15 protein-coding genes are annotated in these 25,438 nt (G+C 59.4%); 5 read left to right on the top strand and 10 right to left on the bottom strand.

Annotated elements, in window-relative coordinates; translation table 11 throughout:
• The first annotated feature begins 25 nt into the window (after positions 1-25).
• A complete protein-coding gene (gene rhaT / locus FHS83_RS12290; RefSeq protein WP_167083247.1) occupies positions 26-1,054 on the top strand; it encodes an L-rhamnose/proton symporter RhaT in 1,029 nt (342 codons plus the stop codon).
• Between the two features lie 7 nt (positions 1,055-1,061).
• On the opposite strand, the gene FHS83_RS12285 is transcribed toward rhaT, so the two are convergent.
• A complete protein-coding gene (locus FHS83_RS12285) occupies positions 1,062-2,657 on the bottom strand; it encodes a glycoside hydrolase family 43 protein (protein WP_167083246.1) in 1,596 nt (531 codons plus the stop codon).
• 233 nt (positions 2,658-2,890) lie between these two features.
• On the opposite strand from FHS83_RS12285, the gene FHS83_RS12280 reads away from it, so the two are divergent.
• Positions 2,891-3,760 carry an ABC transporter ATP-binding protein gene (locus FHS83_RS12280; protein WP_167083245.1) on the top strand — a complete coding sequence of 290 codons (870 nt, stop codon included), beginning with the start codon at positions 2,891-2,893 and terminating at the stop codon, positions 3,758-3,760.
• A 1-nt stretch (position 3,761) separates the two neighbouring features.
• Complete coding sequence (locus FHS83_RS12275; protein ID WP_167083244.1) at positions 3,762-7,346, top strand: ABC transporter permease/M1 family aminopeptidase; 3,585 nt, start codon at positions 3,762-3,764, stop codon at positions 7,344-7,346.
• A 56-nt stretch (positions 7,347-7,402) separates the two neighbouring features.
• On the opposite strand, the gene FHS83_RS12270 is transcribed toward FHS83_RS12275, so the two are convergent.
• Positions 7,403-8,986, bottom strand: coding sequence for a GH39 family glycosyl hydrolase (locus FHS83_RS12270; RefSeq protein WP_208414584.1), 1,584 nt, complete (start codon positions 8,984-8,986; stop codon positions 7,403-7,405).
• Between the two features lie 290 nt (positions 8,987-9,276).
• Between FHS83_RS12270 and FHS83_RS12265 the strand changes: the two genes are divergently transcribed.
• The gene (locus FHS83_RS12265; RefSeq protein ID WP_167083243.1) at positions 9,277-10,872 is read left to right on the top strand and encodes a carboxylesterase/lipase family protein; all 1,596 of its coding nucleotides are present in this window, start codon (positions 9,277-9,279) and stop codon (positions 10,870-10,872) included.
• 45 nt (positions 10,873-10,917) lie between these two features.
• On the opposite strand, the gene FHS83_RS12260 is transcribed toward FHS83_RS12265, so the two are convergent.
• From FHS83_RS12260 to FHS83_RS12235, 6 genes are all read right to left on the bottom strand, one after another.
• Entirely contained in the window at positions 10,918-12,195 is a 1,278-nt protein-coding gene (locus tag FHS83_RS12260) for an MFS transporter (RefSeq protein ID WP_167083242.1), read from the bottom strand.
• A gap of 108 nt (positions 12,196-12,303) precedes the next feature.
• Positions 12,304-13,746 carry an aldehyde dehydrogenase family protein gene (locus FHS83_RS12255; RefSeq protein ID WP_167083241.1) on the bottom strand — a complete coding sequence of 481 codons (1,443 nt, stop codon included), beginning with the start codon at positions 13,744-13,746 and terminating at the stop codon, positions 12,304-12,306.
• On the bottom strand, positions 13,743-14,927 hold the full coding sequence (locus tag FHS83_RS12250) for a fumarylacetoacetate hydrolase family protein (protein ID WP_167083240.1): 1,185 nt from the start codon (positions 14,925-14,927) through the stop codon (positions 13,743-13,745). The genes FHS83_RS12255 and FHS83_RS12250 overlap by 4 nt, the downstream gene beginning before the upstream one ends.
• A gap of 90 nt (positions 14,928-15,017) precedes the next feature.
• Positions 15,018-17,228 carry a DEAD/DEAH box helicase gene (locus FHS83_RS12245; protein ID WP_167083239.1) on the bottom strand — a complete coding sequence of 737 codons (2,211 nt, stop codon included), beginning with the start codon at positions 17,226-17,228 and terminating at the stop codon, positions 15,018-15,020.
• 473 nt (positions 17,229-17,701) lie between these two features.
• On the bottom strand, positions 17,702-18,457 hold the full coding sequence (locus FHS83_RS12240; protein ID WP_167083238.1) for a hypothetical protein: 756 nt from the start codon (positions 18,455-18,457) through the stop codon (positions 17,702-17,704).
• A gap of 204 nt (positions 18,458-18,661) precedes the next feature.
• Positions 18,662-20,224 carry an alpha-N-arabinofuranosidase gene (locus FHS83_RS12235; protein ID WP_167083237.1) on the bottom strand — a complete coding sequence of 521 codons (1,563 nt, stop codon included), beginning with the start codon at positions 20,222-20,224 and terminating at the stop codon, positions 18,662-18,664.
• A 308-nt stretch (positions 20,225-20,532) separates the two neighbouring features.
• Between FHS83_RS12235 and FHS83_RS12230 the strand changes: the two genes are divergently transcribed.
• On the top strand, positions 20,533-22,590 hold the full coding sequence (locus FHS83_RS12230) for a glycoside hydrolase family 88 protein (protein ID WP_208414582.1): 2,058 nt from the start codon (positions 20,533-20,535) through the stop codon (positions 22,588-22,590).
• A 152-nt stretch (positions 22,591-22,742) separates the two neighbouring features.
• On the opposite strand, the gene FHS83_RS12225 is transcribed toward FHS83_RS12230, so the two are convergent.
• Positions 22,743-24,059 carry an aminotransferase class III-fold pyridoxal phosphate-dependent enzyme gene (locus FHS83_RS12225; protein WP_167083236.1) on the bottom strand — a complete coding sequence of 439 codons (1,317 nt, stop codon included), beginning with the start codon at positions 24,057-24,059 and terminating at the stop codon, positions 22,743-22,745.
• A 75-nt stretch (positions 24,060-24,134) separates the two neighbouring features.
• The gene (locus FHS83_RS12220; RefSeq protein ID WP_167083235.1) at positions 24,135-25,424 is read right to left on the bottom strand and encodes an Nramp family divalent metal transporter; all 1,290 of its coding nucleotides are present in this window, start codon (positions 25,422-25,424) and stop codon (positions 24,135-24,137) included.
• Positions 25,425-25,438: the final 14 nt, after the last annotated feature.

Below are 25,438 nucleotides of genomic sequence, written 5' to 3'. Positions count from 1 at the left end.
GGGTTCAGTTTAAGGACTATCTCACATGTCCATCGCATCCGGAATTGGCTGGCACATGGTTGGCGCCGCCTCAGCCGCCGCGTTTTATGCACCCATCAGCAAAGTAAAGCGCTGGAGCTGGGAAACCACCTGGGCCGTCGCGGGCTTTTTCTCCTGGGTGTTGTTCCCGATTGGTGTGAGCTTATTGCTGCTGCCGGATTTCCGGGGCTTCTACCATAGCCTGGATCGATCGGTAGTCCTACAAGCAGTATTGTTCGGGGCCATGTGGGGCATCGGCAATATCAGCTACGGGCTGACGATGCGCTATATGGGCATGTCGCTTGGCATCGGCGTAGCGATTGGCGTAACCCTGATCATTGGAACGCTTATTCCTCCGGCCCTGCATGGCGATCTCGCAGGCATGGTGCGTACCACGGGCGGCGAATTAAGCCTCTCCGGTGTGGTCATCGCCTTGATTGGCATTGGCATCGTCACCCTCGCCGGTCATCAGAAGGAAGAGCGGCTGGGCCGGTCTGCTGCAGAGTTCGACCTCACCAAAGGCCTGGTCTTGGCCGTGCTATGCGGCGTGTTTTCATCGGGTATGTCTTTCGCCATCGATGCGTCCAAGCCCATCCAAGCGCTTGCTGAGGCGCAAGGTATTAATCCGCTGTACGCCGCCTTGCCGAGCTATGTGCTGATCATGGGCGGCGGGGCTTTGGTGAATTTCGCCTATTGCTTCCTGCGCCTGGCCTTCAAGAAAGAGCTATCACTGCGTGCAGATCTGTCCTTGCCCGCCTCGTCACTGCTCACCAATGGCGCGATGGCCGCGACGGGCGGCATCATGTGGTATTTCCAATTCTTCTTCTATGCCTGGGGCGCCGCCAGCATTCCCCAACACCTCGGCTTCGTGAACTGGATGCTGCATATGAGCGGCTATGTCCTGTTCGGTGGCTTGGTCGGGCTGGCGCTCAAAGAATGGCAAGGCGTTGGCCGCCGCCCCATTGCCATTCTTTGCGCGGGTATGGCCGTGATCATTCTCGCGGCCAATCTCGTTGGAATTGGAATGTCGTTCTAGCAGCCCCTTAAGGTTTGGTGATCTCGAAAGAGGTCACCTTCACCTCGCCCCCTAAGGATTTGGTTGCGTAATTAAAGATGGAAAAGCGATAGGCCATGAAGAAAGGCCAATCCGCGCTCAGATCGAAGGGGTCCCCAAAGCTTTTAAAGCTCTTGCCGTCGGTGCTGTAGGAGAACAGGACTTTGCGGCCGGCCCCAGGGCGTACATCGGCGGCGGCGCGCAGCCAAACCTTACCGCCTTTAAGCGTGGTGCTTTGCTTCACCTCCCCCTTGCTCGCGGTGGTCCACTGCTTGTGCTGATCCAGCGCCATGCCGTTCTTCATCACAAGTTTGAATCCGCCCGCCTCTTTGCTGACGCCGATCAGCCCCGTCCAATTGCGGAAGAAGGCCAAACCCGCAAGATCACCGTCTTTCATCTTGCTGTAATCGAGCAGCACCGTAGCGGTGGAGTGCGGCCCAATCGTGCGGTGGGTAAGCGTGTTGCGCGCCAGATAAATGTCATCGGTCACGGTGGCGGTTTTCAGCACCAAACCGTCACCCGCGGACCATTTCGTGTTGTCGGGATTGTGGTTCCATTCCCATTCCGGCCCAAGTTCCTTAGCGGCAAAGCGATCCGAAAATCCGCCGCGATCACGCTGCACGGTGCCGGGGAAAGGCATGGGATAGCTTTCACCCCATTGGTTATCGGCCTTGAGATCCACCTCCGGCCAACCGTCTTTCCAGGTCACCGGTGCGAGGACGGGAATGCGCCCGCCCGGATAGGCATCGGTGAAAGCCATGTAGTACCACTTGCCTTCCGGTGTCTGCACCATGCCGCCTTGATGTGGGGCTCCCGCGCCTGCCACCGGGCTTTTTTCGTCCAGCACCACATTGCGAATTTCATAAGGCCCGAACGGGCCTTTGGTCGACCGTAAGACATACTGACCATTCGCCGGACGCGTGGGGAAGATGTAGTAGTTGCCATTGACCTTATAGAAGCGCGAACCTTCCAGCACCCGGATATCCTTGGGTGTTTGGAAAACAGTCTCCGAACGCACCTCTTTCGTGCCGTCCGGCGAAAGCTGGGCTACCTTCAGCGTGGTGTTGCCATAGGCGACGTACATCGTGTCATCGTCATCAATGAGCAGCCCGGCATCGTAATAGCAGTTGTCGATCTCGCCGCTCTTCTTCCACGGCCCTTCCGCCACTTGCGCGGTGTAAATGTAGGTGTGCTTGAAATTTACGCAGCCGCCCCAATAGAAAGTCTTGTTGCTCTGGCGATAGCCTAGGAAGGAGGCCCAGGTCCCCCCGACATAAGCCGTGCCGCCTTCCATATTATATTGCGGCCCAAAATCGAGGCTGGGAACAGAGTGGCCGATATACTCCCAATTCACTAGGTCCTTCGATCGGAGCAGCGGGGCACCCGGGGAGTAGTGCATGTTGGAGGCGGAGTAATAGTATGTGTCGCCGACCCGAATGATATCGACATCTGCCAAATCTTCCCAAAGGATCGGATTATGGAAGGTGGCCGGAGCATCGCTCTGAGCCAGCGCTGCGCCCGTGCTGAAGACCACACATCCCAGCCCCACAGCCCCCAGATACAGCCCGTGAAACACGCTCTTCATAGCCACTCCCCGTCATTTTTCTTTCGCGAGACCTAGCCCATGCCCCCCTGGCCCGCAATGAGGCCCGCGATCACGGTCCCGTGCCTAGTAGGATTATTCAATAGTGAAAGTGGTCACGTCTCCATGCGAAACGGGACGGCAGGTCAAGTTTTTCCAATAGGTTGGGATGGGTCCCCTTGTAGTTCACATCTGCAGCGCCCATCTTTTTCAGGTTTACAGGTTGTGGAGGGGTTATGCTTCAAATTGAGAATCTCACTCACGTCTATAAGGGCGACGTGCGTGCCTTAAACGGCTTAAGCCTTGAGATTCCACGAGGAATGTTCGGCCTTCTGGGCCCGAATGGGGCGGGTAAATCCACCCTGATGCGGACCATCGCCACCCTGCAAACCCCGACCAGCGGCTCCATTCGCTTTAACGGCATCGATGTGGTGAAGGAGCCTGAAAAGATCCGTCGGATATTGGGCTATCTGCCCCAGGATTTTGGCGTCTATCCGCGCATCTCCGCCTACAAGATGCTGGACCATATGGCGGTCTTGAAGGGCATTTCGGATTCTTCGGAACGCCGCGGCGCAGTGGAAAGCCTTTTGAACCAGACCAATCTTTGGAACGTTCGCCACAAGGCCCTGGCCGGGTTCTCTGGTGGCATGCGCCAGCGTTTCGGTGTCGCCCAAGCACTGCTCGGGAAGCCTGAGCTTCTGATCGTGGACGAACCCACCGCTGGCCTTGACCCCGAAGAGCGCAACCGTTTCCTCAACCTTCTCTCGGAAATCGGTGAGCATGTGGTGGTGATCCTTTCCACCCACATCGTGGAAGATGTTGCTGATCTTTGCCCGCGCATGGCGATCATTGCCCGCGGCTCCATCGTTTCCACCGGAGTGCCCACCGAGCTGATCGCAGAACTCAAGGGACGCGTTTGGCGCAAGACTGTCGCCAAAAGCGAGGTTGATGCATATCGCAAGGATTATACCGTCATCCTGTCCCGTCTGGTCGGCGGTGAGACCGTAATCCACATCCTTGCGGACTCCGATCCCGGCAACGGCTTTGTCGCGGTCGAACCCGGCCTCGACGAAGTCTATTTCACCTCCCTCAAGCACGGGGGCTGATATGTTTCGCAAGATAGTCGGGTTCGAGCTGCGCTATCAGCTCACATCACCCGTATTCTGGGTGGCCTTCGCAATCTTCTTTCTTCTGACTTACGGCTCCACTGTCGTTCCCAATATTCAGATTGGCTCTTCCGGCGCTGTTTTCGTCAACTCGCCTTTCGCCATCATTCAAAAGACGGCCATCATGAGCATCTTCGCGATGTTCATTGTTACGGCCTTCGTTGCCAATGTCGTGGTCCGCGATGACGAGACCGGCTTCGGCCCCATTGTGCGGACGACACGCGTCACCAAATTCGATTACCTCATTGGGCGTTTCACCGGCGCGTTCCTGGCCGGGATGGTTGCAATGGCAAGCGTGCCTCTTGCCATTATGTTCGGCAGCCTGATGCCGTGGCTCGACCCGATGAAGGTCGGCCCCTTTGTGCTGAACCACTATCTCTACGCGTATTTCTTGATCGCATTACCTAGTGTGTTGATCACCTCGGTGACCTTTTTCGCCGTGGCGACCGCAACACGCTCGATGCTGGCAAGCTACCTTGGCGTAGTCGCGTTTCTCATTCTTTACGTCACGTTCCTGTCGCTGTTCCGCAAACCGGAGTTCGACCATATCGTTGCCTTGTGGGAACCCTTCGGGATCGGCGCAATTGGCGAAGTAACGAAGTATTGGACGGTCAACGACCGTAACAGCACGTTGCCGCCCATTATCGGCTTGGTTCTTTACAATCGCTTGATCTGGGCCACCATATCTCTTGCGGTTCTAGCTTTGGCCTATGGCGTGTTCCACGTCGAAACCAAAGCCACACGCGGAGGGAAAGCCAAGAAAGCCAAGGCCGAAGCCGCGGCACCCGCGCCTACCGTGCAGCCTCAGCCGCGTTTCGATGGAAAAACGGCATTCGCCCAGTTCCGCAAATGGACGCGCTTTGAAATGGCGCAGGTGTTCAAAAGCCCGGCCTTCTTCGTGCTGGTCCTTTTGGGCCTGTTCAATGGCGGCGGCGCTATGATCTTCGCCGACGAGAACAACGGCTATACCATCTTCCCCGTTACCATCACGATGATCGAAGCCTTGCGAGGCGCCTTCACGATTATCCCGCTGATCATCGCGATTTATTATGCCGGTGAGCTGGTATGGCGGGAACGCGAACGCCGTACGCATGAAATCTTCGGCGCCTGCCCGGTTTCAGACTGGACCTTTGTGCTGCCGAAAATCGCAGCCATTTCCCTGGTGCTGTTTTCGACCTACGCGATCTCCATTATCGCCGCGATCGCCATTCAGACCTTCAAGGGCTACACCGACTATCACCTGAACCAGTATATCGCCTGGTATCTGCTCCCAGACGGAATGGTAGCCATCGAATACGCGGCGCTGGCGATTTTTGTGCAAACCTTGTCGCCGCACAAATATATCGGCTGGGCGGTGATGGGCCTCTACCTCGTGGCAACCATTACCTTTGCCACCATGGGCTTGGAGGATAACCTCTATATCTATGCCTCCACCTCCAACGTGCCGCTCTCGGACATGAACGGCCAGGGTAAGTTCTGGATCGGGGCGTGGTGGTTCCTCTCCTATTGGGGAGCTGTCGCGCTTCTGTTGGCTGTCCTCAGCTTCGCATTGTGGCGCCGGGGCGCCGAAACACGGCTGATGCCGCGCCTCGCCCGCCTGCCCTACCGCTTGCGCGGTGTCGCTGGTGGTATCGCGGCCGTTGCCGTGATCGCTTCGGCGGGAATGGGTGGATACATCTTCTACAATACCCATATCCTCAACGACTACAAAACCTCCATCGATAACGAGAAGTTCTCGGCGGAGTACGAGAAAGCCCTGCTCAAATACGAGCATGTGCCGCAGCCACGCATCACCTCAGTGTCGCTGAAGGTTGGCGTCTATCCACACGATCCGAAAGTGGAAACCACCGGCATTTACACCATCCAAAACCGCACCGGTAAGCCGCTCGGCGCGATGCATATCCGCTGGAACGACGCCCTCAAGATGAAGTCGCTCACGGTGGAGGGCGCCAAGCTCAGCGAGAATTTCGCGAAGTTCTCTTATCAGATATGGAAATTCACGACGCCCATGCAGCCAAACGAAGTGCGCAAAGTGCACTTCACGACGGTGCTGGAACAGAAAGGCTTCAAGAACAACGGCAATATGAGCCGTGTGGTCGATAACGGGACTTTCGTGAATAATATGGAGATCACCCCCAGCATCGGCATGGATCGCAGCGGCGGACTTCTCACAGACCCCGTGAAGCGGCGGCGCTATCATTTGCCCTCGCAACTGCGTCCGGCGAAGCTCGAAGACGATCGTGCACGCGCGAACAACTACCTGCGCCACGATTCCGACTGGGTGACGTCCGACATCACGGTATCGACCGTGGCGGATCAGACTCCCATCGCGCCGGGCTACAAGACTTCCGAGACGGTGAAGGATGGCCGCAAGACTGTGCACTTCGTCTCGGACTCCCCGATTGCGAACTTCTTCTCCATCCAATCGGCCGACTATGCCGTGCGGCACGAGAAGTGGAAGAACGTGGACCTCGCGGTCTATTACGACAAGCAGCACCCCTTCAATATCGACCGCATGCTGCGGGCGATGAAGGCCTCACTCGCCGAGTTCTCGACCGACTTCTCGCCTTATCAGTTCCATCAGGCGCGGATCATCGAGTTCCCGAAATACGAAAGCTTTGCGCAGTCTTTCGCGAACACCATTCCCTATTCGGAAAACCTGGGCTTCATCCAGAACTACGATGCGATCAAGGACAACCCGGATAAGTTCGACATGGTGACCTTTGTCACCGCGCATGAGCTTGGGCATCAGTGGTGGGCGCATCAGGTAATCGGCGCCGACATGCAAGGCATGACCATGCTGTCGGAAACCTTCGCGCAATACTCGGCCATGCTAGTCATGGAAAAGATGTATGGGCCGGAAAAAATGCGCACCTTCCTGAAGTTCTGGCTCGATCGTTATCTTCGGGCGCGCGGCGGCGAGGAAGTGGAGGAACTGCCGCTCTATCGCGCGGAAAACCAGGCCTATATTCATTACGGCAAGGGCGCTGTGGTGATGTACCGCCTGAAGGAGACGGTCGGCGAAGACGTGGTCAACCGCTCGCTGCGCAAGCTTCTGGCGGCCTACGCCTTCAAGCCAGCGCCCTATCCAAAGACGAGTGATTTCCTCGCCATTCTGCGTCAGGAAGCCGGGCCGAAATACAATGCTCTGATCACTGATCTGTTCGAGAAAATCACCGTCTATGATCTGAAGGCGACCGAGGCCTCGGCGAAGAAACGCGCCGACGGCAAGTATGACCTGACGCTGGAGGTCGAGGCGCATAAGTTCTACGCCAACGGCAAGGGCAAGGAGACCGAAGCACAGATGCAGGAAGAGGTCCCCGTTGGCGCCTTCCTGGCTGAGCCCGGCAAGAAGGACTTCGACAAATCGAAGATCATCTCCTTCACCCGCCTGCCCGTGAAAAGCGGAAAGCAGAGCCTGCACCTCGTGGTGGCAAAGCTTCCGGCCTTCGCTGGCGTGGCGCCCTATAAAGACTATATCGACCGCAATGCCGACGACAACGTCGTCAAAGTGACGGTGCAATAAGCAAATCCCAGAACGCGCCTCGGCTTCTCAAGGCCGGGGCGCGACGGGACGCCTTCCTATGGCGCGCGGCCCACAGGGCTCAGCACAAATTCATAGCAGTCATTCGCGTTGAGCGGCAGGGTTCTGGTAAAGCGCCCGCCTGTTACCTGAACTACCTCCTCCGATTGCGGCGCCCCAGTGCTGACCTGTTTCAAGGCTTCGACCTGTGGCTTGGTCAACTGGTTCGGCAGACCCATTTTGGCATAGGCCGTGAAGGCGTCATTCTGCTGATAGCCGATCTGATAAATCGAAAGCTTATATTGCCCGCCCGGCACATGGCGCAGATCGAGCGTCACCTTGCCTTTGGATGCGGCAGGCAATTCCTGCTTGTAATAAATCTGGTCACTGCTGCCTTTGGGTGGCACCTCCGGCGAATAATCCCAGAACAGTGCTGTGATAGAACCATCCTTGGCTTTGGTGATCCAGGACGCGTTGTCTTTGGACACAACATCCTCGCCCGAAAGCCGGCGCAGGAAACTGAATGCGTGATAGGCGGGCTTCTTGATGCCTTGCAGATTCATCAGACCGAAGCCGCCATGGAAGGGCGTGAAGCGCGGCCCCAGCTCTTCGAAGATGTCGGTAAATGTCCAATAAGAGAGTGAATCCACGTAAGGCGTGGCGCGCTTGACGACATTCAGGATGAAGCTGGCCTGATGGTATTGGTCATGCATGTAGTCGGTGGGTGTATAGGCCGAGCTCCACTCCGTGAAGTGCAGCTGCCGCCCTTTTAACGTCGTGGCATCGATCAATTCGCGCGAATGGCGCATGCGCCCGCTTACCCTGTTGGGATCAGGATCAATCACCGTGCCGGCGCGCCCCGTTTCATCAAGATAACCCTGATTCACGCCATAGGCATGCAGCGCGATGAAGTCATTGGGAATGGACGGGTTCGCCAGAAGCCATTTCTCGAACGCCTCTTCCGCCGCATAGGGCACCGCGGACGCGGGCCCGCCAATCCGGCACTTGGCGCACTCGGCACGGATCGCTTCAGCCGTAGTCTTATAGAGTGAAAGATAATCTTCCAGCGGATGGGGCCAGAAACCACGAATATCCGGCTCGTTCCAGACCTCAAAATACCATTTGTTGATCTCGTCCTCGCCATAGCGCTCTTTGAAATGCGCCACCAGCGCCCGCATCAGCATGGCCCATTTTGCCGGGTCCTTCGGCAGCGAGGTGTTGCCCTTCCACCAGAACACTGTCGTGGTTCCAGCCGCGAGCTTGGACGGCACAAAAGTCAGCTCCACAAAGGGGCGGATTTTCAGCTTCAACAGCGCGTCATAAAGCGAATCCACATATTGGAAATTGAAGATCGGCTTACCGCCTTTGTCCTCGCTATAGACGCCCATCTCGTCGGTGAGCAGGCCATGCATACGCAGATACCCAAAGCCGATCTCGGATTGCACCGTCGCGAGCTGTTCCTGCCAATCCGCGCGAAGCCCTTCAGCAGCGCGCCCTGCCCCCACGACTTCAAGCGGCACATTGGAATGTGGCCCGGTCACCCGGGAAAGGTCGGCCTGCACCACGCGATGTTGTCCGGCCGCCGCGCTCGGCTGTGCCAACACAGCCGCGGATATCAATAGACTGCAAAATAAGCTGCGCATTGGACTCCCCTCAAGAATGGCAGCTCTATTTTGCGGCTGCACTTGTGCGGCATTTTGCCGGACAAAATGGCTGATTAGAAGTGAGGCACTACCTGCGGCAGGTATGTCTTCAAGCGAATGTGACCGGCCGGGCGAGATATTTGACTGCGTCAGTCATGCATTTCTGCTGCGCGGGCCACGAAGGAGGGCCAGCATAATAGACATATAAATAATCAGACTATTCGGGAGCTATCCACCCAGCTACCATGCTCTCAAACAAGCCGATCACGGCGCTTTGGGAGGGATCAACAATGAGAATGCTATGGATGGCGCTTGCCATCGCTGCAAGCTGCGCCATGAGCGCCGCCGCACCCGTTACCGTGGAACAAGGACAGTTGGAAGGCACCATTGAAGATGGGCTTTCGGTGTATCGCGGCATTCCTTTCGCCGCGCCACCCGTTGGCGACCTGCGTTGGCGTGCGCCCGCACCTGCAACCAAATGGAGCGGCGTGCGCAAAGCGGATCAGTTCGGGCCGCAATGCGTGCAAGGCGGCTTTGGACCGCCAGATCCCAAAGCAGGCCCGATGAGCGAGGATTGTCTCTATCTCAACGTCTGGAGCCCGGCGAAAACCGCGAAGGACAAGGTTCCGGTTCTGGTCTGGATATATGGCGGCGGCTTCAATGGCGGCGCGACCTCCATTCCCGGCTATAGCGGCGAAGTGCTGGCGAAAAAGGGCGTGGTGCTGGTTTCCATCGCCTATCGCGTCGGCACGCTCGGCTTTCTCGCCCACCCCGAACTGAGCGCTGAAACGCGCAATCATGTCTCCGGCAATTACGGCCTGCTCGACATGATCGCGGCGCTGAAATGGATCAAAGCAAACATCGCGGCCTTTGGCGGCGATCCCTATAAAGTGACGATCTTCGGCGAATCTGCAGGCGGTATCGCCGTCAGCATGTTGAGCGCCTCACCCCTCGCCAAAAGTCTGTTTGAAGGCGCTATCTCGGAAAGCGGCGGCTCGTTCGGACCGCCGCGCGCGGCCGGCGGACCTGGCGAGAATATGCGCCTGCTTGCAATGGCGGAAAAGGATGGCCTCACCTTCCAGAAAAATGCGGGCGCCAATTCATTGGCGGATTTGCGTAAGATTCCGGCCGAGAAGCTTGTTAGCGCAACGCGCGGCCTCGCCTGGCCGATCATCGATGGCTATGTCATCCCCACCGATCAGGTCACACTTTATGACGAGAAGCGCTTCAACGATACGCCGATCCTGGTCGGCTATAATTCCGACGAAGGCCTCAGCTTTTCGCATTTCGCGACGCCTGCCGATTACACCGCCAGCGTGAAAGCGCGCTATGGCAAATTCGCCGATAAGCTCCTGGAAGTCTATCCCGCCGGCGCAAGCGGCCATCCCAAATCCGCCCGCGATATTTCCCGTGACGCGGCGTTTGGCTGGCACACCTGGACCTGGGCGAAGAAGCAATCGAGCCTCGGCAAATCCAAGGCCTATCTCTATTACTTCGACCAGCATCCGGACTATACCGCCAATTCTCCGCAAGCGGGCTATGGCGCTTGGCATGGGCGCGATGTGCCCTATGTCTTCGGTCATCTGGAGGATTTGAAGGGCGAGACGCCCTCGGCCTCCGACCGCGTGACCTCTGACGCGATGGTGACCTATTGGACCAACTTCGCGAAATACGGCACACCGAATAGCCCTGGCGTTCCAGAATGGCCCGCTTTCAGCGAAGACCATCAGCAGGCCATGATCCTGAAGGGTACACCTTATCCCGGCCCTATCGATAACATGGCGGGGCTGAAGATTTTGGATGCCTATTTCACTTGGCGCCGTTCGCCGGAAGGTGTTGCGGCTTCGGCGGCGGAAGATGCCAAACCCGCCGCAGCCCCCAAATAGAGGCACATTGAAAGGACAGGCCCTGCTTCACTACAGGGCCTTTTTTCATGTCTCGCGCGGATAGCTGGCGGTGCTGGGCGGCAAGCTCAAAACCAGCAGGAAACCCACCATCAGCATCGCTGCCAGGAAATAGACGCCCGCATCGTAGCTGTTGAACTGGGTGCGGAGCCAGCCAACCAGAAACGGCCCGATAAAACCGCCGAGATTGCCCAGCGCGTTGATGATCCCGCGCACGCCACCGGCGACTTCCGGCGGAAACAGCATTGGTGGAATGGTCCAGAACACGCTGGAGGCCGACTGCATGAAAAAACCGCAGCCCACGAGAAGCCCGAAGGAAAGCCATATATCGGCTTTCAGAAGCGTGGAAAGCGTGAAGCAGAGCGCGAAACACAATATAGGTACAGCGACATAGCGGCGGCGGTTACCGCTGCCGTCGGAAAGATGGGCAAAAGTGTAAAGCCCGAAGATCATCGCGATATAGGGAACGGTGGAAAGCCAACCAACGCCCGCAATCCCGATATTGGTGAGTTCCTTTAGAAGCGTCGGTAGCCACATCGCGAAGCCGTAAATGCCGACCTGATAGAAGAAGTAGATCGCCACCAGACGCCAGAGATTAGGGTCCTTCATCACCGCGCGATAATTGATGGCGGGAGAATTCTTCAGCTTGGCCTTTTCCGCCGCGATGCGGGTAACGATGTAGTCCCGCTCCGCAGGCGAGAGCCATTTGGCTGTCTCAGGGCTGTTGGCGATCAGAGGATACCAGACAAAGATCAGGCCGAGCGACAGCGCGCCCTCGCCAATGAACACCCAACGCCAGCCGTAATGGGCAATGATCCAACCAGAGAGCGGCCCGGTGATGATCGAGGCCACGGCAATGTTCATCAGGAAACAGGCGTTGGCCCTACCTCGCTCCTCATTGGGAAACCAATGGCTGATGATGACCAGAATCGCAGGCCAGACGCCGCCTTCAGCCACACCGGTGAGAAAGCGTACGACGAAGAGTTCTTCAGGCGTATGCACAAAGCCTGCGATAACCGAAAAACCGCCCCAAAGAAGAATAGAGATACCGATGAACTGCTTGGCATTCCCGCGCTCGGCCCAATGCCCCATATGCATTTGCGGCAGAACATAACCGACAAAGAACACGCCAGCAGCCATGCCCGACATGGTGGCAGACATGGCGAGCTCCTCACTCATGCCGCCCGCCATCGCAAAGCTGATATTGGTGCGGTCCATGAACGAGAAGATGTAGACGAGTATAGTTGTTGGAATGATGCGCCACCAACGGGCGGATGGAATGCTGTGCGAAATCCCTGCAGTCACGATTTCCCCCGGCTTAACGCCTGATCCTCATCTTCGTGAGGTTTTGTTTGCATGTCGTATTAAATCGGCGTCACACCTGCCGTGAAAAGAGTTTGCCTATAGCGCCCATTACACCCAGGTGTAGGAGGTCTTAATCAGGGTGTAGAATTCGATCGCCGCCGCGCCTTGCTCGCGCGGGCCAAAGCTCGATTTGCGTGTACCGCCGAACGGCACATGGTAATCAACGCCCGCAGTCGGCAGGTTGGTCATAGTCATGCCCGCACGCACATGGCGCACGAAATGATGGGCATGTTTCAGCGAGGTGGTGCAGATGCCCGCGGAAAGTCCGAACTCGCCCTGATTGGCGATAGCGAGCGCTTCCTCGTAATCCTTGACCCGCATCACGCTGCCCACAGGCCCAAAAATCTCTTCACAATTGACGCGCATATCTGCCGTGGTATCGACCAGCAGCGCGGGCGCGAGGTAATAGCCGGGCGTTTCAAGCTTCAGCGGATCGCCGCCCGCCACCAAACGCCCGCCTTCCTTCGCCGCGATCTCAAGATAGCGCAGCGAGGTATCAAGCTGGCCTTGGCTGGCCACCGGACCGATCTGGGTATTGGCATCCAAGGCGTGGCCGACACGCAAGGCCCGCGCCTTCTCGGCCAAAGCCGCGATGAAGCGATCATAAATGCCTTCGGTGACGAGGACGCGGCTAGAGGCTGTGCAGCGCTGACCACTGGCGAAGAAAGCGCCATCGAGGGCGCACATCACCGCGCGATCGAAATCGGCATCATCCAGCACAACAAGCGGATTCTTGCCGCCCATTTCCATTTGCAGCCGCGCTTGGCGTTCGGCGGCTTTCTTGGCAATGCCCGCGCCGACGCTTTGCGAGCCGGTGAAGGAAATGCCCGCCACACGCGGATCACCCACCAGCGCATCGCCGGATTTTGAACCGCCGAAGACATGATTGAACACGCCTTTGGGCACGCCCGCTTCAGCCAAAATCGCCGTCATGGCGCTGGCGATGGCGGGTGTCAGCGAAGCCGATTTCAGCACCACCGTATTGCCATAAGCGAGTGCAGGCGCAGCTTTCCAAGCGGGAATGGCGATAGGAAAATTCCAGGGCGTGATGAGGCCAAACACTCCGACCGGCTCGCGATAAGTCGCCGCTTCAACACCAAGCCTGGTGGAATCCACCGTGGTGCCGCTGCGGCGCAAGGCTTCGCCTGCGAAGAATTTGAAGATGCGTCCCGCCCGCGTAACCTCACCTATACCTTCAGGAACGGTCTTGCCTTCCTCGCGCGACAAAAGACGGCCCAATGCCTCGCGCCGTTCGAGGATCAGGGTACCCGCCTTATCGAGCACATCGGAGCGCAGTTCCGGGCTTACCTGCGACCAAGACGGAAAGGCGGCCTGCGCCGCGGCGATGGCGTCTCGCGTGGCGGCGCCATCATCATTGGGGGCCACAGCCACCACATCGAGCGTATCGGAGGGGTTGAGGCTTTCAATCCCGGCCTCGCCCCCCACCCACTCGCCGCCAATGAAATGCTTGAGGGTAAGAGTATCGCTCATTTGCGCACCTCCGCCTTGGCCGCGAGCAGGCCGCGGCCAGCAAGATTAGAGATAAGATCGCCCACCCCGAACTGCCAGGGGCTTGCCTGATCACAATGCGTGACCTTGTTCTCCAGCACGCCGAGCTTTTCGGAGGAGACGCGCACCACATCGCCAACCTTGTGGGTGAAGCCCTTGCCGCTGCCATCGCGGTCTTCGGTGGGGGCAAACATCGTTCCCATAAAGAGGACAAAGCCATCGGGATATTGATGGTGCTTGCCAATCGTCTGCCCGGCAAGATCGAGCGGATCGCGGCTGATCTCGCGCATGGAGCTTTGCCCTTCCAGGCGGAACTGGTCCTCGCCATGGATTTCAAGACGCACCACCGCTTGGCGCACGTCATCCAGCGTGAAGCTCTCATCAAACAGGCGGATAAACGGCCCCAGCGCGCAGGAGGCGTTGTTATCCTTGGCCTTGCCGAGGAGGAGCGCGCTGCGGCCCTCGAAACAACGCAGGTTCACGTCATTACCAAGCGCGGCACCGACGGGCTCACCCTTGCCGTTGCAGACGAGCACGATTTCCGGTTCGGGATTATTCCAGACCGAATCCGAGCGTACGCCGATGTAATCGCCCCAGCCGACCGAGGACAGGATCGGCGCCTTGGTGAAGACTTCCGCATCTGGGCCGATGGCGACTTCGAGATATTGCGACCACAGCCCATCGGCGATCAGCGCCTCTTTGAGCTTCATGGCTTCCGGCGAGCCCGGCTTCACGGAGCGCAGATCGGCACCAACACGCTCACGCAACGCGGCGCGGATGCTTTCGGCTTTGCTCGCTTCGCCACGCGCGCGTTCCTCGATCACCCGCTCGATGGCGGAAACCGCGAAGGTGACGCCTGCCGCCTTGATGCATTGCAGATCGATGGGCGAAAGCAGTTTGCATTCAGCCTCGCCTTCCGTCCAAGCGGGTGCGAAGTCGAAGGCTTCGAGCGGACCAAGATCTATGCCCAGCTCGCCGCGAAAATTGCCGTTCAGGAATTGCGAGACGGTGGGGGCAACCCGCGAGATATCGCGTAGGCGCCCACCGGAAACCAGAACAGGCGTGGGGCCATCATGGGTGAGAAGACGACCTAAAAGGGTTGCTTCCCGCCAGTCGGAAGGAAGAGCGTCAAGGAGGGAATGAGAAGGAGTCTGGTCGCGCATCCGGTGACGCTACCAGCGGCCAAGGCGGGGTGCCACCCCCGACCTTAGTCGCAACGCCAAACATACGAATTTGCTTGGCGCAACCGGGCCTTAGCCTTTCGCCAAGGCCTTCAACTTGCGCTTTTCCTTCTTGCGCTCTTTACGCTGAGCGCGGCGTTCTTCATCGGCCACGTGATCAGAGAAACGCACCGCTTTTTCCGGCTTGGGATGCTTGGCGGCCTCAGCCTTCTTGGCCCAGGACTTTTCGCTCGCAGGCTTGCCCGCGAAGGGCTTGTCGCCATAGGGCTTATCGGACTTCTCGGCGCGGGGCTTCTTCTCCCACGGCTTCTTGTCGCCCTTTTTGTCGTAGGGCTTTTTCTCGCCGTAGGATTTCTTTTCGCTGTAGGACTTCTTCTCGCCATACGACTTCTTCTCGCCGTAGGGCTTCTTTGCGTAAGGCGCATCGCCTTCGCCGCGCGGCTTGCGCTTCTCGAAACGCGGACGCTCGGCCTGCTCGGATTCCGACGGCGGCGTGAAATCAGGCTCACCACCAGAGGCGGGCATGATCACCACCCCACCCTTTTCACGGCCCGCGATCTTGGCGGTGAATTCGGCGGCAATGCGGGAGTCGAGTTCGAAGCGGGTCTCGCGATCGAAGATGCGGATCTGACCGATGTCTTTCTTGGTCACCTCGCCCTGGCGGCAGATTTCCGGCAGGAGCCACTTGGGATCGGCATTGCGCTCGCGCCCGACGGAGACGCGGAACCAAACCGAGCCTTCCGGCAGGCCATGACGCTCGGCGAGCTTGGCGTGCACTTCGCCCGTGGATTCACGGCGTTCGCGCGGCATGCGCGGGGCTTGTTCGCGCGGCGACCACTCACCACGGCTTTCGCCACGTTCGCGGCGGGGCCCGCGCTCATCACGCTCGCGGCGTTCGCGCTTGCCTTCACGGAAGCGGGTATTGCGATCATCCTTGCGCTCGTCGCGGCTTAGGAATTTCGGATTGTCGACATATTCCTCGACATCTTCCGGCTTAGGCAGACCGGCGCGGTAGAGCTTGGAGAGGGCCGCCGCGATCTGATGCGGCTCATAGCGTTCCATCAGCGCCGCGGCGATGACGGCATCTTCGGTGTCGCCCGCTTCGGTCAAGACCGGCGCATTCAACAGACGCTCGCGGTCGGTAGCGGCGATTTCTTCCGCAGACGGAACATCTGCCCAGGAATAAGGGACATCGGCGCGCTGCAACAGTCCTTCAGCGAAACGGCGGCGCGACGGCGGCACCAGCAGAATCGAGACGCCCTTGTTACCGGCGCGGCCAGTGCGGCCCGAGCGATGCTGCATGATCTCGGCATCTTTCGGCAGCTCGGCATGGATGACGAGGCTAAGGCCCGGCACATCAAGTCCGCGTGCGGCAACGTCGGTTGCCACGCACACCCGCGCGCGGCCATCCTTCAAGGCCTGCAAAGCGCGGTTGCGCTCGTTCTGGCCCATCTCGCCCGACAGCACCACGGCATGAAAGCCGCGCGCGCCGAGCATCTCGCCCATTTTCTGCACCGCGAGACGGGTGGCGCAGAAGACCAGGGCACATTGCGGATCGATGGCGCGCAGGATGTTGACCACAGCACGGTCGATCTTGGCATGGGCGATGCGGATGGCGCGATATTCGATATCGGCATGGCCACTGGTGTCGCTCGTCACCTCGATGCGCAGGGCGTCATTCTGATAGGTGCGCGCGAGGCGGACGATGGGGCCCGGCAGCGTTGCCGAAAACAGGAAGCTGCGGCGCTCCCCCGGCGTTGCATCCAGGATGAATTGCAGATCTTCCTGGAAACCGAGATCGAGCATCTCATCGGCTTCGTCCAGCACCACGGCGGCGAGGCTTTCGAGATCGAGCGCGCCACGTTCGAGATGATCGCGCAAACGGCCCGGCGTGCCGACCACGATATGGGCGCCACGCTCCAGCTGGCGGCGCTCCTTCACCGGGTCCATGCCGCCGACGCAAGAGACGATGCGCGCGCCAAGCCCGGCATAAAGCCAAGTGAGTTCCGTCTCGACTTGAAGCGCGAGTTCGCGCGTCGGCGCGATGATCAGCGCGAGCGGCGCATCGGCGCGCGGCAGGCGATCTTCCTCTTCGCCGAGCAGCGTGGGCGCCATGGCGAGGCCGTAAGCCACCGTCTTGCCCGAACCGGTCTGCGCGGAAACGAGCAGATCGCGGCCCTCGGTCTCGGGTGCCAGCACAGCCTCCTGCACCGGGGTGAGGCTGACATAGCCGCGGGCTTCAAGGGCACGCGCGAAGGGGGCGGCAAGCAACGGAAAAGACAAAACGAAACCTTTCGGGAAACGGCCCGCATGCGGACTTTAATACGAGGTGGACAAGGGGGAACGGTTTGGCCGGAGCTCCGGCGCGTCCGCCCTCTATGCCTGCAAATTCCGGCAAATGCGAGGCCGGAAGAAAATTACAAAACCGACGCGCATTCGGCAGTGTAATTGTTATGGAAGGTTTTGGGAGGCGGATACCCCCGTCTATCCCCCTGAAATCTATTTTCGCAATTCAAACCCGGTGTTTTTAGCGTAAGCGGCTGATAGAGCGAGATATTCGCCTTGCTGTTAACTTTCCTCCAAACTCTTGGGCACGTGCCAGCTCCGGAGGCGGGTTCGATTTTCAAAGAACGAGAAATTTTAGGGTCCTTCAAGACCACAACCAGACATGGGAACGGGAGACCCCGCCGCCAAGAGGCGCGGAGGCGATTTCATGGCGCGGACAGGAGATGGACATGCGGGGGGCGCGCCGCGGCTCAGTGCAGGAGCACGCAGGCCCCGCTGCGGCGGGTGTAGGCGGGATCGCACTCCCAGCCATTGGCCTTGTAATTGAAATGGGCGTTGGCCGGAACAGATACCGCAGCACAGCCAGACGCTGTTTTGCTGAAACCCCGCTCGCAATCCCAATCGGCCCCGGAATCGGAGAGATAGGCGTGCTGGGGGAGCTCGACGGCGTTACAGCTCTCGCCGAACGCCCGATAGCCCCGCTCGCAATTCCAACTGTCGCCCGCATCCGAGAGGTAACCATTGGCGGGCACCTCGACGCGCTGGCAGGCCTCACCGGAGGTGCGAAAGCCCCTCCCGCATTTCCAGCCGCGCCCATAAGCCGATTCCAGGCTGTAGCCATGCTCGGGCACTTTCACCGCGATGCAGGCATTTCCAACCGGACGATACCCGCGCCGGCAGGCCCATCGGTTTTCACCGCCCGCCCCGCTGGTGAGATAGCCATTCGCCGGAACAGCAACCTTCACACATCCTGCTCCGGCCAGATTGAAGCCGCGATCACATTCCCAGCCGCTGCCATAGAAATCGCTGAGATGCGCATTGGCCGGGAGCTTAACCCCAACACAGGCGCCATTGGCTTCCCGATAGCCCCTGTCGCAGGCCCATCCCTCTCCATAGCGCCCCGCATGTGCATTGGCGGGTCCGGTGGCGGCCTGCGCGGCGGCAAACAAAGCCACAGCCGCCACCAAGACGATGGCGGAGAAAAAACGCTGGGAGAGAATGTTCAAAAAGATTTCCCTTGGTCTTCACGGACGGGTGGCACGCCGCCGAAGACCATAAGGGAACGGAGTGAGCCCAAACATATCCCACTCCCTCCGCTCAATTATGACGGAGCGCCCATTTAGTCCGTCTCACACCTGACAAAGGCGCAAGACAAACAAAAAGGGCGGCTGGTGAGCCGCCCTTTCCACTAAGCCGCTTGTTTAACGCGCTTATTTGATCGTCAGCACCACGACCGATTTGGCCGGCAGCGTGGCGGTGAGTTTGCCGCCCGAAAGGCTGGCGCCGGTGAAGGCCACCGGATGCACCACATCGGGCTTTTCGAAGCTGTTATGCGCATCCATGGCATCGCCAGTGAGGATCTGGCCGCTCACGACCGTGCCCTTGACGCCATCCAGCGCCGCCGCAATCGAGGCAGGCTTGTGCGGATCAAGATTGGCAAGGCCGATCACAATAGACCCATCCTTGGCTTTGGCAGCAGAGGCCGAAACCTGCGGAATGGTGACGCCGCCATAGCTGTAGGTGCCCGACTTGATATCGACCGGGAGCGAGGTCGCATCCTGGAAGGGCTTGTACATATAGAACGCCCAATAGGTCGGGGTTTTGACCATCTTCGGCCCGTCGGTCAGGATCATGGCCTGGAGCACATTGATCGTCTGGGCGATGGAGGTCATCGTCACGCGATCAGCGTGCTTGTGGAAGATGTTGAGGTTGGCCGCCGCCACCAGCGCATCGCGGATGGTGTTCTGCTGGACCAGGAAGCCGGGATTGGAGCCGGGCTCGGGCTTATACCAGGTGCCCCATTCATCGATGTAAAGACCGACCTTGTTCTTGTGCCCGCCTTCCGCCGCGGTCTTCTTTTCGGCTTCGGTCATGACGTCGTCATGGTTCTTGATGAAGCCGTCCATCTTCAAGGTCTGCGACAGGGTCGTGATCCAGCCGGACTCGTTGAAGCCGAGCGCGCTGTCCTTGTCCTCCCACTTGCCGAGGGTGGTGTAGTAATGCAGCGAGATGCCATCCATCGGCGCGCGGCGGTTGGCCATCAGCGCCTTGGTGAAGTCGATCGCCTCGCCGCTGCGGTCGCCGCTTGCCAGCATGAGCGGACCAGGCTTCTGCGCCGTCTTCATGAAGGTAGCCCACTGGTTATACTGGTCGGCATAATACTCGCCGCGCATGTTGCCGCCGCAGCCCCAGGTCTCGTTCCCCAGCGCATAGATCGACACCTTGAAGGGCTTGTCGCGGCCATTGGCCTTGCGTTCCTGCACCAGAGTCGTGTCCTGATCGCCGGTCATATATTCCAGCCATTGGGCTGCTTCCGCCGCCGTGCCGGTGCCCATATTCGCGTTCACATAGGCATCGGCGCCGATCAGCTCAACGAAATCGAAGAATTCATGCGTGCCGAAAGTGTTCGGATCAGGCACCCCGCCCCAATTGGTGTTGATGCGGGTGACCCGCTTCGGCCCGATGCCATCACGCCAGTGATATTCATCGGCAAAGCAGCCGCCCGGCCAGCGCACCAAGGGAACATGCAGATCCTTCAGCGCCGCAATCACGTCATTACGCATGCCGCGCGTGTTGGGGATTTTGGAATCCTTGCCGACATAAATGCCGCCATAAATGCCGGTGCCGAGATGCTCGGAAAACTGGCCATAGATGTACTTGTTAATGACCGCGCCCGGCTTATCGGCGTGCACGGTGAGCGTCGCGTTCTCTGCGAGCGCGTTGGCGCCAAAAGCGGCAGTCAAAACCGCTGCCAGCACTATCCCTCTCCGCATGGAGCATTCCCCTTTTTATGTTTAGCGACGGCTCGGACCGGCCAAATCGCACTTCTCGGACAATAGAGAGGCCCTGCCGCGCCAACAACAGGGAGCGACAAGAAGCGCAAAGCGGGTGCACAGATTTTGCCTGTGTTAGCGGTCGCTTCACGCAAAGTTTAAAGGCGCGCCAGGTCGCGTGGCGGCAGCAGGAATATTTTGCTAACGGTGCCGGGGTTGGCGGGCGAACCGATCAGGTGGTCAAATCGCGGCCAGAGAAGCAGCCCAAACACGCGGCTAAGAGAAAAAGAAATATGGGGGAGGAATAATTGAAAAAGCTCATCCTGGCTTTGGCGCTGGGCGTCATGTCCGCAGCTTCGGCCGAGCCCCTGCCCGATCCCCAAACCGTGCTCGCAACCCTGGATCGCGCCAGCGCCGCCGAGATCAAATCCATGCGTGAAAGCGCCATGCCGATGAATGGCGTCAATGCGCCGAAAGAGATTTCCGCGGGCTGGGTATCGGCGGCCTATTATGTCGGCGCGGCCAAGCTGGCGCGGGTGACAAAAGACCCCACGACGCTGAACTTTCTTTCGGAGGTGGCGGGACATTTCAATTATGCCCTCACCGGCGCCACAACGATGACCGGCATGCTGCATGCCGATAACGTGGCGATGGGCGATCTCTATGAAGAGCTTTATGCGCGGCGGCGCGAACCGGGCACGCTGTTGCCGCTGCGCCAGCGCCTCGATTTCCAACTGCCCCATCTGACCCGCCAGCCGGAACCGGAAAAGCTGGTCTGGTGGTGGTGCGATGCCTTGTTCATGGCCCCGCCGGTGCTGGCGCGGATGTCGGCTTTAACCGGTGATAGCGGCTATCTGGGGGCCATGGATGTGCAGTGGTGGCGGACCACCGAGAAGCTCTATGACCGCGACGAGCATCTGATGTATCGCGATGAGCGCTTCATTGGGAAGAAAAGCGATAGCGGCAAAAAGATTTTCTGGTCGCGCGGCGATGGCTGGGTGATGGCGGGCACCGCGCGGGTGCTGGAATCCATGCCGGCGGATTTTGCCAGCCGCCCGCGCTATGTGAAGCTGTTCCAGGAGATGGCGGAAAAGATCGCAACCCTGCAGCGCCCGGACGGGCTTTGGACCACGAACCTCCTTGATCCCAAAGCAGCGCCGGAAGGCGAAACCTCTGGCACGGGCTTTTACACCTATGCGCTGGCCTTCGGCATCAATCATGGGATTTTGGAGCGGAAGAAATATCTGCCGCATGTGTTGAAGGGCTGGGCAGCGCTGAATGCGCATCTGTTGCCGAGCGGCTTATTAGGCAGTGTACAGAAGATTGGCGATCGCCCGGTGCCGCCCGCCCCCGAAGACACCGCCCCCTATGCGCAAGGCGCCTTTATCCTCGCAGGGCTTGAAGTGATGAAGCTCGGCGAGCCCATCAGCGCCTTGCCGATCGCTGAGCCCAATGGCGATCTTTCCAAGCCGCAGACCGCCGATCCGCTTTCTTATGATCCGGCGAAGGCTTCGGGCGGTACGTTGCCCCGCATGGCATTCCAGCTCGCCCCGCCGAAACAGGGCGAAGACAAGCCCGCCGCCATCGTGCGCTATGCGCCGTACCGCTATGACGATATCCTGTGGGAGAACGACCGCATCGCCCACCGGCTTTATGGCCCCGCACTGGAAAAATATGAGCCGCCGTCGGGCTCCGGCATCGATATCTGGGGTAAGCGCGTGCGCTATCCCTTCATGGAACGCCAGCTCGCCACCGGCCATCAGCATGATTTCCATGGCGACGGGCTCGATTTCTACAATGTCGGCGCGGCGCGCGGCGATGGCGGGCTCGGCATCTGGTATGCGAACAAGCTTTGGACCTCGCGCAACTACAGAAGCTTCAAGATCTTGAATCCGGGGCCGGAAGTGGCGTCGTTCAGTCTGGAGTATGCGCCCTGGCCGGTGGATGTGGTGCGCAAGGTCTGGGAGCATCGCGAGCTCTCGCTGCCGCTCGGCACCAATTTCACCAAACAAGTCTCGACGATTTCGTCTGACGATCCTTCGGAATTGGTGGTGGGGATTGGCATCAACAAGAAAGCCACGTCCGACAAGGCGGGCGATTACAGCTGGGACGCCACGAGCGGCAAGCTGGTGGTATGGGAGAAAACCGATCCCGATAAAGGCACGATGGGCCTCGCCCTGATGGTCGATCCCGCGCAGGTCGCCGGCTTTGTTCAGGATGCGGAGAATTTCCTGGTGCTGGTGAAGGTCACGCCCGGAAAGCCCTTCACCTATTATTCGGGCGGCTGCTGGGACAAGGGCCTCGATTTCCATTCCCGCGGCGAGTGGGAAGAATATGTGAAAGCGCAGAAGCCGGTGTTTCCGTGATTGTCATCCCGGCCGAAGCATGGCGCGGCGCGCCTATGCGAAGAGCCGGGATCCACTTTCACGCCAGCGCAGATTTCGGAGTGGGTCCCGGATCGCGCCCAAGTGCTAGATGATGACATCGCTATGGGCGCGTCCGGGATGACAGCTTTTTCTTAAAGCCGCCCCAGCAGCCGATCGAGCGTATCGAGCAGCTTGGCGATGTCTTCGTGGGTGACATCCAGCGGCGGGCGGAAGCGGATGGAATAGACGCCCGCGCCGAGGAGGAGGTAATTCTCCTCCTGCAAGGCCATTTCGACCAGACGGGCCTTGTTGCCCCGGCCCCAGACGGTGAAGCCTTGATAGAGGCCCAGGCCGCGAACATTGCCGATTTTATCCGTGTACTTCGCTTCCAGCGCCTTCAGCCCGCTCACGAGCTGTTCGGTTTTGGCGGGCACCTGGGCGATGAGGTCTTCATCCTCCACGATCTGCCATTCATGGACAAAGCGCACCATGTCCACCAGCGCGCCGCCCCAGGTGGAATCGAGCACGCCGACATCCACCATCGAGGTTTTCATATAGACGACGCCATTGCCGAATTTTTTGGCGGTGGCGACGGCTTGCGGCGGGTACGGCACATCGTAGAGATCGATGGCGAAGACCGCGCCGGTCTGCCCGCCCGAAGTCTGCACTTCGTCGAGGCCCCAAGGAATATCGTAGCGATGGCAGAGCTCGGAAAGCCCGAGATAGAAGGACGGATGCGCCAAGCGATGGCCGCCTGCGCCTTGCAAAGGCTCTAAGATTACGCCCGCGATTTCTTCGCCATGCGATTTGAAATGCTCTTCCAGCGTGGCGAGCGCGGTCTTGGCCTTGTCGGCATTGAAGCTATCGACCTGACGGTTATCGACGCTGGGAAATTCGACTTGCAGATTGCCCGCGATGATGCCTTGGAAATCGCGCGTCGCCAAAGGATCGTTCTTCAGCTTGGTGACGTTCAAGGCATAGACGGTGCGGCCGTGGAAAGCCTGATCGAAATAGACAAAGCGCGGCGTGATCGGCGGCTTGCCCGCGGCGACGCGGCGATGATGGAAGAGATTGATGAAGTACTTCATCATATTCTCGACCGCTTCAGCGCCCGAATTGACGGAATAGACCTCTACCCCGCCCTCGCGCATGGATTTCGGCGCCAAGCGATGCAGCAAGCGGTAATAGGCCAGGCATTGCGGCGTCAAAAGATCGGGATTGGCGATCTTGGTATTGGCGGCGATGAGAATCTCGCGCGCATATTCGGGCGCGAAGAGACGCGGATGATTATAGCCCAGAAGCTTGGAGCCGAAGATGCCACCCCAATCGGTGATGCGATCGCCTTCCACCGTCGCCATGAGCATGCCGCGGCTATGCTCAAGATCGACCACAAAGGGATAAGCTTCAGTGATGACGTACTGGCCGAGTTCGTCCAGCATCGCTTTGCTCTGGGGCTTAGGATAAGTCATGACGCGCCCGTCAAATGCTACGGGCGCTCGATTACCACGAGCGCACGCGCCAATACCACCCCGCAGCGACGCAAATCAGATCATCTGCCAGAGCAGAACCGCGTTCAGGCTGAGCACCACCGCCGCACCGCCAATCGCCGCAGCATCCGTGAGACGCGAATTGGCGAAGGCGCCCATGATGTCCTTGCGGCGGGTAAACCAGATCAAGGCCAGCATCGGCACCGGCAGCGCGAAGGACAGCACCACTTGGCTGATCACCAGCGCGGAAGTCGGGTTGACGCCCAGCGCCACCACTACGAAAGCGGGCGCCATGGTGATGAGGCGGCGGGCCCAGATCGGAATCTGGTAGGAGGTGAAACCCTGCATGATCATCTGCCCCGCCAAGGTGCCAACGGTGGAAGACGAAATACCTGAGGCGATCAGCGAGATCAGGAAGATGAAGCCCGCACCCGCGCCCAACAGCGGGGTCAGCATGTGATAGGCGGTCTGGATTTCGGCGACTTCGGGATGGCCGCTGTGAAACGCCGCCGAGGCCAAGACCACCGCCGCCATGTTGATCAACCCGGCAATCGCCAACGCCACGATCACCTCGCGGTTGGAAAAGCGCAGCAGCATGGCGCGCTCGGGTTCCGTGCGGGCGGGCGCGCGCGATTGGGTCAGCCCCGAATGCAGATACACGGCATGCGGCATGATGGTGGCGCCGATGATGCCTACCGCGATGGTCAAGGCTTCGCCATTCGGCAGCGTGGGCGTGACAGAAGCTTTCGCCGCCGCGCTCCAATCGACCGGCGCCATGGCGAGCTCGACGAGATAAGAGACGCCGATCACCGCGATCAGCACCGCGATAGCGATTTCCATCGGGCGGAAACCGCCATTCTGAATAGAGAGCAGCGCATAAGTGATGACGCCTGTCGCCACCATGCCCACCATCAAGGGGACATGAAAGAGCAGCGAGATGCCGAGCGCACCGCCCAAGAACTCGGCTAGGTCTGTCGCCATGGCGGCGATTTCGGAAATGCCCCACATGCCAAGGACGACGGGCTTGGGGAATTCTTCGCGCGACAGCTCGGCGAGGTTCTTGCCGGTGACAATGCCGAGCTTGGCCGAGAGCGACTGGAACAGCATTGCCACCAGATTGGCCGCGAGCACCACCCAGAGCAGCGCATAGCCAAATTTGGCCCCCGCCTGGATGTTGGTGGCGACGTTGCCCGGGTCCATATAAGCGATGGAGGAGATGACCGCGGGACCCGCGAAGAGCATGGCCGTGCGCCAGCCCCGGCGGCTGCCTTTGGGCGCCGTCAGCACGTCGCGCATCCCGAGGATGGTGCGCTCTGTCAGTCCAATGGTCTGGTCGATGACGGTCATGGCGGACTCTTAAA

The sequence above is a fragment of the Rhizomicrobium palustre genome (assembly GCF_011761565.1).
GTDB classification, from domain to species: domain Bacteria; phylum Pseudomonadota; class Alphaproteobacteria; order Micropepsales; family Micropepsaceae; genus Rhizomicrobium; species Rhizomicrobium palustre.
Note: the sequence above shows the minus strand (reverse complement) of the source record. Positions and strands in the feature narration are given on the sequence as shown.

Coding starts and splice junctions, on each gene's coding strand:
- rhaT (WP_167083247.1), top strand. CDS start 26: ATGTCCATCGCATCCGGAATTGGCTGGCACATGGTTGGCGCCGCCTCA.
- FHS83_RS12285 (WP_167083246.1), bottom strand. CDS start 2,657: ATGAAGAGCGTGTTTCACGGGCTGTATCTGGGGGCTGTGGGGCTGGGA.
- FHS83_RS12280 (WP_167083245.1), top strand. CDS start 2,891: ATGCTTCAAATTGAGAATCTCACTCACGTCTATAAGGGCGACGTGCGT.
- FHS83_RS12275 (WP_167083244.1), top strand. CDS start 3,762: ATGTTTCGCAAGATAGTCGGGTTCGAGCTGCGCTATCAGCTCACATCA.
- FHS83_RS12270 (WP_208414584.1), bottom strand. CDS start 8,986: ATGCGCAGCTTATTTTGCAGTCTATTGATATCCGCGGCTGTGTTGGCA.
- FHS83_RS12265 (WP_167083243.1), top strand. CDS start 9,277: ATGAGAATGCTATGGATGGCGCTTGCCATCGCTGCAAGCTGCGCCATG.
- FHS83_RS12255 (WP_167083241.1), bottom strand. CDS start 13,746: ATGAGCGATACTCTTACCCTCAAGCATTTCATTGGCGGCGAGTGGGTG.
- FHS83_RS12250 (WP_167083240.1), bottom strand. CDS start 14,927: ATGCGCGACCAGACTCCTTCTCATTCCCTCCTTGACGCTCTTCCTTCC.
- FHS83_RS12235 (WP_167083237.1), bottom strand. CDS start 20,224: ATGCGGAGAGGGATAGTGCTGGCAGCGGTTTTGACTGCCGCTTTTGGC.
- FHS83_RS12225 (WP_167083236.1), bottom strand. CDS start 24,059: ATGACTTATCCTAAGCCCCAGAGCAAAGCGATGCTGGACGAACTCGGC.
- FHS83_RS12220 (WP_167083235.1), bottom strand. CDS start 25,424: ATGACCGTCATCGACCAGACCATTGGACTGACAGAGCGCACCATCCTC.